Origin of the sequence: Pontibacter sp. Tf4, assembly GCF_014212495.1 — a bacterium.
Lineage (GTDB): Bacteria > Bacteroidota > Bacteroidia > Cytophagales > Hymenobacteraceae > Pontibacter.
On the sequence record NZ_JACKZC010000005.1, the window covers coordinates 283302 to 296276 of the forward strand.

General features: G+C 48.1%; 10 protein-coding genes. 3 read left to right on the plus strand and 7 right to left on the minus strand.

All coding sequences use genetic code 11. The annotated features are described in order from the left end of the window. Positions 1-146 precede the first annotated feature (146 nt). The 3 genes from H7F15_RS10435 to H7F15_RS10445 all read right to left on the minus strand — a co-directional run bounded on the left by H7F15_RS10435 (position 147) and on the right by H7F15_RS10445 (position 5814). The gene (locus H7F15_RS10435) at positions 147-1412 is read right to left on the minus strand and encodes a DEAD/DEAH box helicase (RefSeq protein WP_185196911.1); all 1266 of its coding nucleotides are present in this window, start codon (positions 1410-1412) and stop codon (positions 147-149) included. Between the two features lie 111 nt (positions 1413-1523). After that, positions 1524-2345: a TSUP family transporter gene (locus tag H7F15_RS10440; protein ID WP_185196912.1), complete on the minus strand. Its 822-nt coding sequence runs from the start codon at positions 2343-2345 to the stop codon at positions 1524-1526. 883 nt (positions 2346-3228) lie between these two features. Further along, positions 3229-5814 (minus strand): lamin tail domain-containing protein, encoded by a 2586-nt coding sequence (locus tag H7F15_RS10445; protein ID WP_185196913.1) that lies wholly within the window; start codon positions 5812-5814, stop codon positions 3229-3231. A 333-nt stretch (positions 5815-6147) separates the two neighbouring features. Between H7F15_RS10445 and H7F15_RS10450 the strand changes: the two genes are divergently transcribed. From H7F15_RS10450 to H7F15_RS10460, 3 genes are all read left to right on the plus strand, one after another. Further along, positions 6148-7137, plus strand: a complete 990-nt coding sequence (locus H7F15_RS10450) for an aspartate-semialdehyde dehydrogenase (protein WP_185196914.1) — start codon at positions 6148-6150, stop codon at positions 7135-7137. Between the two features lie 250 nt (positions 7138-7387). Then, positions 7388-7864, plus strand: a complete 477-nt coding sequence (locus H7F15_RS10455) for a hypothetical protein (protein WP_185196915.1) — start codon at positions 7388-7390, stop codon at positions 7862-7864. 84 nt (positions 7865-7948) lie between these two features. Continuing rightward, positions 7949-8503: a GNAT family N-acetyltransferase gene (locus H7F15_RS10460; protein ID WP_185196916.1), complete on the plus strand. Its 555-nt coding sequence runs from the start codon at positions 7949-7951 to the stop codon at positions 8501-8503. Between the two features lie 13 nt (positions 8504-8516). Here the strand turns inward: H7F15_RS10460 and H7F15_RS10465 are convergent, their stop codons facing one another. From H7F15_RS10465 to H7F15_RS10480, 4 genes are all read right to left on the minus strand, one after another. After that, on the minus strand, positions 8517-9023 hold the full coding sequence (locus H7F15_RS10465; protein ID WP_185196917.1) for a hypothetical protein: 507 nt from the start codon (positions 9021-9023) through the stop codon (positions 8517-8519). Positions 9024-9070: 47 nt separating this feature from the next. Then, on the minus strand, positions 9071-10213 hold the full coding sequence (locus H7F15_RS10470; protein WP_185196918.1) for an FAD-dependent monooxygenase: 1143 nt from the start codon (positions 10211-10213) through the stop codon (positions 9071-9073). Positions 10214-11072: 859 nt separating this feature from the next. Next, the gene (locus H7F15_RS10475; protein WP_185196919.1) at positions 11073-12149 is read right to left on the minus strand and encodes a lysylphosphatidylglycerol synthase transmembrane domain-containing protein; all 1077 of its coding nucleotides are present in this window, start codon (positions 12147-12149) and stop codon (positions 11073-11075) included. Positions 12150-12189: 40 nt separating this feature from the next. Then, positions 12190-12960 carry a ScpA family protein gene (locus H7F15_RS10480; RefSeq protein WP_370523618.1) on the minus strand — a complete coding sequence of 257 codons (771 nt, stop codon included), beginning with the start codon at positions 12958-12960 and terminating at the stop codon, positions 12190-12192. Between the last annotated feature and the right edge of the window lie 15 nt (positions 12961-12975).

The following is a 12975-nucleotide window of genomic DNA, read 5'->3' on the forward strand; positions in this document are numbered from 1 at the left end:
TGCAATCAGAATAATGCAGGTATTTCATGCCCTTTTTAAGCCTTACAGCAACTATAGTAGTAGTTTGTAAAACACTGGTAAAACAGATCGAAAAAAAGCCTGTGCAATTTTTAGTTGGCACAGGCTTTAAACTATAGTTCTGTCAGTTACTTTTTCTTTTTGGCTTTGGCGCGTACCTTTTTGCCTTTAGTCGCTTTAATCTTCTTTTCTTCCTGCTCTGCTTCTTTCATCAGTGCTTTCCAGTCGTAGGTGGCAGCCGCACTAAAATCTATAGTTGCTTCGTAGTCTTCGCGGTCTATTTCAATTACCTTAATATCCTTGGTCAGGTACTGCTGTATTTCGTCCAGTATCGGTTTTTCTTCGGGAGCGCAAAAGCTTACAGCAATTCCTTTGGCAGTACCACGGCCGGTACGGCCTACGCGGTGTACATAGTTCTCGGGCTGGTCGGGCAGGTCATAGTTTACCACATACTCTACGTTTGGTATATCAATGCCGCGGGCACTTACGTCGGTAGCGATCAGCATTTTCACGCCACCTTTCTTAAACTGCTTCATGGCCGATAAGCGGTCCTTCTGCTCTTTGCCACCGTGTATCACATCGGCCACAATGCCTACACGCTCCATGGCTTTCTGTACACGCTCGGCCCGCACTTTGGTACGCACAAACACCAGTATCTTCTGGTCAGGGTTCTGGTTCGATATCCGCTCCAGGAAGAAACGCTTGTCGTCCATCTCCACAAACATCACCGAGTGGTCCACATTTTTAGAGACCGGGTCTTTTGGCGATATCTGGATACGTACCGGTTTGTTAACCAGCGAGTAGGCAAGCTCTTTTATCTCTTCGTTTATAGTTGCCGAGAAGAACAGCGTCTGGCGGTTGCGTGGCAGTTTAGTGATCAGGTGGCGGATGTCGTGGATAAAGCCCAGGTCCAGCATGTGGTCGGCTTCGTCCAGCACCAGCACCTCGATGCGGTTCAGTTTAATATAGCCCTGGCTTACGAGGTCGAACAGGCGGCCGGGAGTGGCAACCAGTATGTCAATGCCATCCTGCAGTTTCTCGATCTGCGGCCCCTGCTCTACGCCACCAAACACGCAAAATGTTTTTACACGCGTACCGCGGCCAATTTCTTCAAACACTTCGGTTATCTGCAGGGCAAGTTCGCGGGTTGGCACCATCACCACGCATTTTATCCCATCCTCGCGGCGGCGGTTCTTGCTGAACTGAAACCTGTCGAGCAGCGGAATAGCGAAGGCGGCTGTCTTACCGGTACCGGTCTGGGCAATGGCCAGCACATCTTCGCCGCGCATAATTGGCGGAATCGCTTTAAACTGAATGTCGGTCGGGCGCTTAAAACCCAGTTTGCTCAGGCTTTTCTTTATTTCGTCGGAGATGCGGTAATCGTCGAACTTCATGGTGCGGTATTTATACTTGTTGCCTATATTACGGCAAAAATTTGCTGCAAAGGTACGTTTAATTGCGGATATGCAGCGGAAACTATAGCGTTGCGCTTGCTGCTACTTATTTCAGCCTTTCAGTTTTACCCACTCCTGCACCGCCGAGCTCAGCTTTTTAAAATCGGAGCCGCCGGTGCCGTATGTATCGTAAGCAAACTTAAAAATGATGCCGGTAACCACTATCAGGAACAGCACCCTCACAAAACCAACGCCGCGCTTCAGGGCCGTACGCGTGCCCAACTGCGAACCAATTACACTGCAGATGGCCATCGGGATAGCTACCTCGTACAGCACGTGCCCTTTGTAAATAAAGTAGCCCAGCGCCGACAGGTTGGTAGCCACATTAACCACTTTGGCCGCCGCCGAAGCCGCTAAAAAGTTAAACCCGAACAGCCCTATAAAGATAAAAATGAGGAAACTGCCTGTTCCGGGACCGAAAAAACCATCGTAAAAACCTATGGCAGCACCTATCAGCAGGCCGTATAGTTTCTCTTTTTTATCGGTAAGTTTTGGCGCATGCAGCGATCCGAAGTCTTTTTTAATGAACGTGTATACGGCCACCAATATCAGCAAAACAAGGATCAGCGGTTTCAGCAGGTCGGCATCGATATGGCTCAGCGCACGGGCTCCCAGGAAAGAGAACACAAAAGCCGCTCCAGCTGCCGGAACGATCGCCCAGTAATTGATCTTTACACTGCGCACATACTTTACCATAGCCGAGGTTGTACCCGCTATACCAGCAAACTTGCCCGTACCAAAAGCCGTCGGTAAGGGTACGCTCGGCAAAAACACCAGCAATGCCGGCAACTGAATCAGGCCTCCACCGCCCACTACCGAATCAATAAAGCCTGCCATAAACGCAAACAGGCACAGGTAAAAAATATTCTCCACCGGCGTATACCTCTGAATTACAGAAAAAAGTGGCGCAAGTTAAGGGATTAATTGCTGATTGCTAAATTGTTGATTGCTGTTTTTGTAAGGATATGAGGTGGAAGGAGGGTTAAGTCCCTTATTACCTCACCCTAATCCTCTCCTTTTATAGAGGGCCCCTACCCCCAGAACAGGAGAGGGAGTATTGTCTGAATCAGGATTTTCAGGATTTTAGGATTTTCAGGATTTGGCTATAGTTTAGGCTATAGTTCTATAGTTGCCCGTTTTTGCTAGCGCGGGTTTGTAACCCGTGCCTAACTATGGTGTTGAGTTTGTAACTCAACTGGCTCGGTAGAGACAGAAATGTCTGAACAGGTATTAATGGTGATGAGAGGATTTTCAGGATTCGTGCTTTTTGCTATAGTTTAAGCTACTGTCCTATAGTTGGCGTGATCCAACCACCCCTACCCCTCCTTATCCAAGGAGGGGAACTCTGATACTGCCATTTCACCAACTATAGTTCTATAGTTACAACCAGAGTGTAGGACAGGTCGCGACCTGTCCCTACGGAACTATAGCCACGAGAAAAGCAGATCTGCCTTAACCAAGAGCCAATACAGCAACTATAGCTAAAGAGTAAACTATCGAACTGTTATCAGTCTTTGGGTTGAGCGCCTTTGACTTGTTGCGGTGCCGTCAGGCAACACGAGCGCAGCGAGGGTAGCAAGAAGGCAGCAGCGCGATGCCCGAAGACGGGGCCTCCCGGCCCGGGAGGGAGCCAAGCAAACTATAAAACTATTGGTAATTAAAGCTCCCAGGATTGGTAGAAACTATAGGACAACAGCTTGGTTCAAATGGTAAGCAAAGCAAGCTATAGAACTGTTACCAACTATAGAATATAAAATTACAATCTACCACCCACTACTACTTTCTCTTTATGCACACTTTTCTCCCCATTTAAACCAAAAAGCTCGATGTAGAAAACATAGTAGCCGATTGCTGCTTTGGAGCCATCCTGTTTCAACCCATCCCACCGGAAAAAGCCGTTATCTGCCAGTAACTCATTCCGTATCAGTTTTCGGATTTCGCGGCCCTGTGCATCAAAAACAGTGATGTTGGCGGTTAGTCCTGCCTGGCTGATGCTATAGTTTATAGTTGTGAAATCATCGTAACCATCCCCATCCGGCGAAAAAACCTGTGGCTCTACTTTAAAAGCCTGCTGCACCATTACGCCACCCCGTGTTTGCGAATTTTTATAGCCCGGCGTGGCTCCTATAGTTGTAGCCGCCGAATGGAAATTGCTGGCTATCGTTTCGCCTTCCAGCCGGATGCGTTCCAGCGATATGCCATTTACATCATCCAGCAGCGCAAAATGCATCTCCGAACTATAGCTGAAGCGGTCTGCTACGCGTTTATCAGGTTGTAGCACAACTATAGTTCCGGCATCGTCGGGGTAGCTGGGCAGGCTGCTCATTTTCAGAAAGGCCTTATCGTTGGCAGCAGGATAGTTGGTTTTAATGTTTTCGGGGTTGGAAGTGAGTACTACATAATGGCCGGGCGCCAGCACATAATTAGCTGTAGTTATAGTTTTAAGGTTGCTGATGGTATCGCCGGCGGTGTTGCCCAGTTGCCAGTTTTTCAGGTCGAGGTATTTACCGCTGCGGTTTACCAGTTCTACAAAGTCTACGCCATTGGGTCTTGGGTTAAACAGGACTTCGTTAATGACTACATCGCCGGGTTCGGGGGCAGATGGCAAGGCAAAAGTTATAGTTTGCGGTTGGTTGCTCAGGTTGCCGGCACAGTCCGTTATGCCTTTGGTGGTTAAAGTATATAGTTGCTTTTCCTGTAAAGCGCTGCCAAGCGTAACTATAACATCCGTAAACAACGGCCCTTGTACCTGTACACCGGTTATCCCTATAGTTGGGTTAATGTTATAGTTGGCTATAGTTGCAGCCTGTGTACTATCCAGGCGCTCATTAAATTTAAGCAGAACCTGCGTTGCCGAAATGGCGGAAGCGCTGACTATAGTTGGTGGTGTGTTATCCGGAACGGAGGCTGTTACGGAATTGGGCTGTGCCGGCGTACCACCCCGTGGGTCAACAGAAGCTGTCCAGTTCTCAGTGCCGGCACAGGGATTTGTTACGTCTATCATTTCCAGAGACCAGCCGCCTTCGCGTTTGGTACTGTTCTTATACCAAGCATCGCTATAGTTTACCGCATAAATAAGCTTGCCATTTGGTTGACGCAATTGCAGCAACTCGCCGCTGTTATTCAAGCCCGGAAAATTACTGATACCTACAACCTTACCAAATTTTGTGAAGTTCTGAACCTGTGTGTTGGGCACTACTACAGCATACTCGCCGGGCAGCAATTGTACATTCGGCAAGGTTGTAGTTGAGGTGGCATCAGAGTAGCGGATGCCCTGCAGCGTAAGCACTTTATCGGTAGTGGCATTGTATAGTTCGATGTATTCCTGTTCTGGTAAGCCAACAGCAGGGCTTTCATCGGCCATAATTTCGGTGATGAGAAGCTCGTTATAGTTTGGCAGCACAGCCGGCGGAATAAAGTTGAAGCTGCGTGTAATAGAACTGTTGAGCACGTTGCCGTACAGATCCTGCAGGTTGGTTATAGTCAGCGTGTTGTTGCCTATGCTAAAACTCTGTCCGAAAACCAGGCGCACGGTTCCTGCTTCTGTGAGCTCCGCTATAGTTGGTTTTGTAGTTCCGTTGAGGGTATAGTTGGCTATAGTTTGGGCTTGCTCCGGCTGCAGTGGTTCGTTAAACTTTAGTGTAATTTCCTGGGTGCTTATAGTTTGCAATTCTTCCAACACAGGCGGCGGCGTATCGGTAATTTTAAAGTCATCAAAGTAAAAGTTCTTATTGTTGGCCGATGTATAGCGCACCAGCACGCCAAAGTAAAACGAGCGTTTGTACGTGGCATCGGTGGCTGTACCCTGGCTCACATAATTCTGGCCTGTACTGGATACGTCTACACTTAGCTCCCACTCATAGTTTATAGTTCGGGTTACCCGCACGCGCACGATGTTATTGCTGGTTGCCACCGTTTTATCTTGACCGTTAATGATAAGCACAGCGGTTTTGCCGGCATCTTTGCGGTACAGGCTCACTTCGTCGGCGGTGTTACCGATGCGCACAAAGTAACCATTGGTGGCTGTACTGTTCAGATCGGCGTTGTCAGAAACGAGGTAGATGTCGGTGTAGTTGGTTGAGGAAGTTGCCAGTTTCAGGTTTGCCCAGAACTCCCAGGTGGTGCCAACTATAGCCTGCGACGGTGTAACAAGCTGCAGCACAGTTCCGGTTACGGCAGGGCCGTTGCTTTGCAGTTGGTTTTGCGCATTAACTATAAAACTCCCTGCATCGCCGGTCCAGGTGGGGTTTTGGGTAAAGTTTCCGTCCGAAAAATCGTCCTGCAATTGGGCCAGCGCCACGAACGGAAACAGCAGGAACAGAAAGAGTAAAGTTTGTTTCATGCACAGAAATTGTGGTAAAAACTTACGTAATTTGCACCCGCGTGAGGGATAGAGCCGGCACCCCGCAGCGATAGCGAGGAGTACAGGCGAAAGCCCGACGGCCCGGCCGGCACGCCCAACATACCAGACGCTTTTATAATTTTAGAACTATTACGGGACGCGGATTGGTTAGTTAGGACAGTTTGGGAGTTAGAGAGTTTAGGAGTTAAAGAATTTAAGAGTAAGAAAGACTGGAAGTTAGAAGGTTATAATCCTGCTAATCCTTTAATCTTGTAAATCCTGATTCAGACAATTTAACCATCAAGCCATTAAACAATTAATTATATACCCTAAATGAAAGTAGCAGTAGTAGGCGCCACCGGATTGGTAGGCGGCGAAATTTTGAAAGTACTGGCGGAGCGCGACTTCCCGGTAACAGAGTTGATGTTGGTTGCTTCTGAGAGATCTGTTGGTAAACAGATGGAGTTTAAGGGTAAACAGATAAAGGTTATCGGGATGCAGGACGCGATTGCGGCTGCCCCGCAAATAGCAATTTTTTCAGCCGGTGGCAGCACCTCTACGGAGTGGGCCCCGAAGTTTGCCGAAGTAGGTACCGTTGTAGTGGATAACTCGTCGGCATGGCGAATGGACCCAACCAAAAAACTGGTAGTGCCGGAGATTAACGCCAAAGAACTGACCAAAGAAGATAAGATCATCGCGAACCCGAACTGCTCTACCATACAGATGGTAGTAGCCCTGAACAAGCTGCACCAAGAACTGAAGGCGAAGCGTATAGTTGTAAGCACCTACCAGTCGGTAACCGGCACGGGTGTGAAGGCGGTGGAGCAACTGATGAACGAGCGCGAAGGTAAAGAAGGCGAGAAAGCGTATCCGTACCAGATCGACCTGAACGTGCTGCCGCACATTGATGTGTTTACCGACAACGGCTACACTAAAGAGGAAATGAAAATGATCCTCGAAACCAAGAAGATCATGGGCGATGACTCTATCCGGGTAACGGCTACAGCAGTGCGCATACCGGTAATGGGCGGCCACTCGGAGTCGGTGAACGTGGAGTTTGAAAAGGATTTTACGCTGGATGAAGTTTACCGCATTTTAGGCGAAACTGAAGGCGTGAAGGTAGTGGACGATGTGAAAAACCTGCAGTACCCAATGCCGAAAGACGCACATGGCAAAGACGACGTACTGGTTGGCCGCATACGTTTAGACGAAACGCAGCCTAAAACTATAAACATGTGGATAGTAGCCGATAACCTGCGCAAAGGTGCCGCTACCAATGCCGTTCAGATTGCCGAATATCTGGTGAAGAACGAGCTGGTATAGTTTCTTTTGACAATAGACTGATTATAGTATAATTACTGCTCTTCCGGAGTTCTGAGTCCGGAAGGTATCTGACGGGGACTTCTTAGTCCCCGTTTTTTGTTAATAAGTATATTCTGCTTTTTTAGTTCAGTGCACTTACTCTCTATTTGTTGTAGTTTTATATTAAACATCGTTCAAGTAAAGCAAAATTATGAACTCTACATTTATTAAAGGGCCACAGTTACAGCGAATTGTTAGCAGCTTAAAGCGGTTGTTAAAAATCACGCGCTCTTTAGCTTATGGGTTAGATGAAGAAATATCAAAAGAATACAAGCATGAATACTTTAAAGAATTGCTGAGGTATGAAAATAAAGCAGTAATATCGATAATTGAGGCATTAGAGGATTTAAGCGACAAAGCATCAATTTATGACACCATTAAATTAACATTATTTCAGAACAGTAATCCATATGAGAATTCTGAAGAAGAAACTCTATTTGAAAAAGCTACCAGACTTCATGAATCAGATCCAGATGTACAGTTAGTTGCCAGGGCAATTGGCAGAGAGTTATCATTTCAAGAACTAATAAATTTGGGGAAAATTACTGAAGAAGAGATGAAAAACGATGAAGAGTTTCAAAGAGTTACTCAGGAATATTACTTCAGATGGTGGGGAGAAGAGTATACCCGCATGAAAGAAGAAAATGACAGTCTGAAAAGAAAACATGAGAACGATTTACCTTTTTGAGAGATGAAAAATTATCCCATGTAATATTTAATGAAAGGTTATATGTTTGACTTAGCTTAATTTTAGTGAACTTAAAAATTTCAAATGCCCGCCCAACCCATCCACACCGACAGGCTTATACTGCTGCCTTTTACCTTAGAAATTACTGAAATGCTGATGGCCGGCGACACAAGCATTATTCCGAAGCTTGGCCTGCAGCTTACCCCTTACTGGCCGGACCAGGAAGCAATCGACACCTTCCCGAAGATCATCAGAAATCTGGAGTTAGTGCCGGAGCCAAGCGGCTTTGAGTCGTATATGGTAGTGCACCGGCAAAGCATGACGGTAATTGGCGATGCAGGTTTTAAAGGCTTGCCAAACGAAAATGGCGAAGTAGACCTTGGGTATGCGATTATAGTGCAGGCACAGAAAAACGGGTTTGGACTGGAAGCTGCCAAAGGACTGGCAAACTGGGCATTCAGGCAACCGGACGTGAAAGCCATTACTGCAAGGTGCCTGCTGAATAACACACCCTCGGCCCGTGTACTTGAAAAGCTGGGCATGCAGGAAGTGAGCCGCAATGAAGAGATAATCCGCTGGAAGTTACTGCGGCCCCAGCTACAGCCAACTATAGGTGATCTAACAGAAAAGCCGGCTTAGTACCGGCTTTCGTTTATTCTGCTTTCGGGGCTTCATCGCATTTGGTGTTTATCAGCTCCTGCATGTTCTGCAGGCAAGGCTTCGGTACGAAAGCGTATGTTTGCTTATCGTTAAGGCAGTAGCTAAAACTGGCGAAGGTACTGCGGTTGCGCGGATATATCCACCGGTCGTTCTCACAGCCAAATACCCGCAACGGAAACTCATCTACATTATAATCCACATAGCTCACTACCTGGTCTCCCTTCATAAACAACAGCCGGTTATGGTTTTTCGGCACATCGCTGGCACCTTCCCACTTCACGCCTGTTTCGGCCTGTATATCCAGCGCTGTCTGCTCACCCTGGAAATAAAACATCCTGTCCCATTCAAAATCAGTCAGTGCGCTTACGTCGATGGTGTTGTAGCCTTCGGGGTTTTCAGTTTCCACAGCGGTTCTGAGCTTTTCGAGCAGGGCGTCGTTGCTGTCGGAGCAGCTTGCAAGGGCAAAAAGGGCAAGCAGTAGCAGGAATATATTTTTCATACAGGTTGTGCTATAGTTAAAGCTAAGGTAAGGCAAATCGGCCCAATCTAAAAATCGACACGGTACAGGTCTTCCATCTGGCGCTGTGTTACAAATGCGGGCGTTGCCCTGAAAATGGCGTTCCGGGCTTTTATTAACAACGGGTTCTCCCACTGCGAAACCCACCCCAGCAGCCGCGACAACCGGACAACTTTGGCTGTACGGGCTACCCTGCGCTTTTCATAAGTTGCCAAAGCACTGGCTATTGTTGATTGCTGTTGCAGGCACTGCCCAAGCACTACGGCATCTTCTATGGCCTGGCAGGCGCCCTGCCCCATGTTGGGTGTGGTAGCGTGCGCAGCATCTCCCAGCAAAACAATGCGGTCGTATACAAACTTTTTCAGTGGTTTCAGGTCGGCAATATCACCCCAGATCAGCTCTTCAGATTTGGTAGCGGCCAGCACCTGCTGCACCGGCTCGTGTACACCTTTAAAATGATCTGCCAGCTGTGCGGGTGACATCCGGCGCATACGCGGGTCGTTTTCGGAGGCGTTGATACAGGCATACCAGTAAATGCGGTTACCGGGAAGCGGCGCCATGCCTACCCTCCCCTGCGGTGCCCAGGTTTCCGCAGAAATCATGCTGTTTATAGTTACACCCGGGTTTTGGATAACACCGCGCCAGCAGGTGTAGCCGGCATACCGAGGCTTACTTTCAGGTAACAGCTGCTGCCGGATCACAGAATTAATGCCGTCTGCCGCAATCAGAAGGTCGGCTATAGTTTGGGTGCCATCGGTAAAAGTGATTTGCACCTGGTTGCTTTGCTGATTTATAGTCTGGCAGCGCTTGTTGAGGTGTAAGGTGCCTGGTTGCAATGCCTGTGCCAGCACATCATGCAGGTCGGCGCGGTGTATCACGAAGTTGCTGATGCCATATTTCCTGCTCAGTAGGCGCGTATCCTGGTCGGTGATGATGTGGTCGTGCTCGTCGAAGATGGTAAGCGCTTCCAGCTCCTTGCCGCGGGCAATAACGGCATTGGCTACACCTAACCTTGCAAGGCCCTGTATGGCATTGGCAGCCAGCCCGACACCAGCCCCCACAGGTTTCAGTTCCGGGGCCGCTTCGTAAACTATCGTTTCGATGCCCTGGCGCTGCAGCGCGATGGCTGCGCACAACCCACCAATTCCGCCGCCAACTACTATAACTTTCATAGCACAAAGGTACGCAGGGAATGATGAATTATTAATTACGGTTGACTTTTGTCTGAATCAGGATTTTCAGGATTAAAGGATTTGCAGGATTTGTGTTTTACCTCACCCCGGCCCTCTCCTAAAAACAGGAGAGGGAGTTTGGCTATAGTTCTATAGTTAACGTTTAACACCCCTGTAGTCCCCTCAAGGGGACACTCTCCGTCTTTGCTATAGTTTAAACTATAGTTTCATAGTTACAGACCAAGAGCAGGTAGGCGCAGCCTGCCCCAAGGAATTACAACCACGAGAAAAGACGATCTGCTTTAGCTAAGAGCAAATACAGCAACTATAGTTAGAGCAGCAACTATCGAATGTGATTTCAGTCTTTGGGTTGAGCGCCTTTGACTTGTTGCGGTGCCGCCAGGCAATCCGACGAAGGAGGATAGCAAGAAGGCAGCAGCGCGATGCCCGAAGACGGGGCCTCCCGGCCCAGGAGGGAGCCAATGAAACTATAGAACTATAGGCTATTAAAGCTCCCAGGATGAAAAGTAGCTATGAAATAAACGGCTTGGTTCCAGCAGTAGGCAAAGTCAACTATAGAATGATAGCTGATCGAACTATACGACACATAAGATCCCTCGGCTATCGCTCGGGATGACAAAGAACCAACTATAGTCTGAGATAGATTTCTCACTTTGTTCGAAATGACAAAAGAGCAGGAATGAACTACAGGACATATAAGATGTCTCGGCTGCGCTCGACATGACGATAATGACAACTATAGCTCACACAAACCTACCATTAGCTAATAGCCTGAACAACAAAAAAGCAGCATCGGAGCTATCCGGTGCTGCTTTCTCAAAACTATAAAATCTTAAAACTATCTTCTCGTTTCAGAAGCGAACTCTCTCTGTTGCACCGCGCTGCGGCCGAAGACCTTGGCTATCCATTTAGGGAGGAAAATGGAGCCTAAGATGAGGTATGGATAGTAGGTGATCAAACGGTACAGCATTACCACTACATTACTGAAACCACCCAGGAACAAACCGAAGAAGCTTGGGAAAGCCATCTCCACAATACCGGCGCCGCCTGGCGTAATAGCGATCAGCATCACGATCCAGAAGATGAGGTTGCGGGAAATAATGAGCAGGTGCTCGCTTAAGCTTACATCAACAAAGGCTGCGATGAGGCAGTTTAACAGGAAGTAGCGAGCGCTCCACACAAAGATGGTGGAAAGGATCGCTTTGCTCCAGTAGGCAGTGTCTTTCCCTTTCAGTTGCTGCGATGCCCAGATGATCTCGTTGCCATGCTGGAAAGCACTTACACGCCATTTGCGCAGAAAACCGATGGAAGTGATCTTTAATAACAGCCATTTGAAAGCACGCGGCCTTACAAACAAGGCATAGATCATCAGGAACGTGTACAGGGCAATTAAACTATAGCTTACATAAAATGCCCATTTCAGCTTGCTTACATCCGATGGATCGAGCCCGAAGGTAGGGAAAACATCGCCTTGCGTGGCCAGCAGGGCAATAGGAGCTGCTACGATGAAGAACATGTTATCCAGCACCGCGGTCAGCATAACATAAGCCAGCGACTTTCCTAATGGTATGCCTTCTTTGTTCAGGATGATGGTAGCCACTGTGGTACCGCCTACTACCGAGGGCGTAACGGCCGAAGCAAACTCCCAGAGCATAATTACATCCAGGCTGTTGCGCCAGGTCAGGAATTTATCAGTCAGGGCCCGGATGCGGTAAATGTAGCCAAAGTCGCGGATAACGAGCACCAACAGCGCGGCTACCAGCCACCACATATTAGCATCGGCTATGCTGGCCAGGTCGCCCAGCTTATCGTCTTTTATAAACAACCAGGCAGTAGCGCCCAGGCCCAGCACCACAGGTATCAATACCTTTACCGGGCTAAAACTTTTAAGTATGGTTTTCTGGTTCTGATCCATGCAGGTGTGCTGGCTTTCTTGTGTTTACGGTGTCTAAAAACTACTCAACCAGCAGTTGTGTTACCTGGGCGGCCTGCCCTTCGGCTATCGTTATAGTAAAATCATTAAATCCTTCGCCTACTTCAATCCCGATCAGGTTCAGCTGCAGCATATCCAGTATGGCCAGGAAGTTGAATATCATCCCGATCTTATCCGGGAACTGCTTTATAACTTCCGAGAAAGTAGTACGCTGGCGCTCGGTTACCATTTTCAGAATGACGTTGCGCTGCCCTTCTATCGTATACGGATACTGAATGACGGTATGCTTCGGGCGGTTCTGCTCTTCTTCGTAGCGCGTCATAGCTTTCTCGAACACGCGCATAATGCGGTACAGGTTCAGGTCCTGCAGCTCGTATTCAAAATTGTTGGCGTTAGCAATTACCTGAAGTTCGTCGTGTATATTGCCGCGGTTTTCCTGGGCCAGGCGCAGGTCTTCCATTTCCGATAAGGCCGGCACTGCGCTTTTATATTTTTTATACTCCAGCAGGTGCTGTACCAGTTCCTGGCGCGGGTCTATTTCATTGCCTTCCTCGTCTTTTTCGGTGCGGGGCAGCAGCATTTTGGCCTTAATGCGCATCAGGGTAGCAGCGGTCAGTATAAAATCACTGGCTACTTCAATGTTCAGCTGCTCCAGTTGCCGTATGTAGCCCATAAACTCATTCGTGATCTGAAAGATCGGAATGTCGTGTATGTCCAGTTCATCGCGCTCAATAAAAAAAAGCAGCAGGTCGAACGGCCCCTCAAACAACGGTAATTTTATCTCGAAACTCACTTTACTTCAGGTTTT

Excerpts from the sequence above, each read along its gene's own strand:
- H7F15_RS10465 (WP_185196917.1), bottom strand. The coding sequence starts at position 9,023 with ATGAAAAATATATTCCTGCTACTGCTTGCCCTTTTTGCCCTTGCAAGC.
- H7F15_RS10470 (WP_185196918.1), bottom strand. The coding sequence starts at position 10,213 with ATGAAAGTTATAGTAGTTGGCGGCGGAATTGGTGGGTTGTGCGCAGCC.
- H7F15_RS10450 (WP_185196914.1), top strand. The coding sequence starts at position 6,148 with ATGAAAGTAGCAGTAGTAGGCGCCACCGGATTGGTAGGCGGCGAAATT.
- H7F15_RS10460 (WP_185196916.1), top strand. The coding sequence starts at position 7,949 with ATGCCCGCCCAACCCATCCACACCGACAGGCTTATACTGCTGCCTTTT.
- H7F15_RS10435 (WP_185196911.1), bottom strand. The coding sequence starts at position 1,412 with ATGAAGTTCGACGATTACCGCATCTCCGACGAAATAAAGAAAAGCCTG.
- H7F15_RS10445 (WP_185196913.1), bottom strand. The coding sequence starts at position 5,814 with ATGAAACAAACTTTACTCTTTCTGTTCCTGCTGTTTCCGTTCGTGGCG.
- H7F15_RS10475 (WP_185196919.1), bottom strand. The coding sequence starts at position 12,149 with ATGGATCAGAACCAGAAAACCATACTTAAAAGTTTTAGCCCGGTAAAG.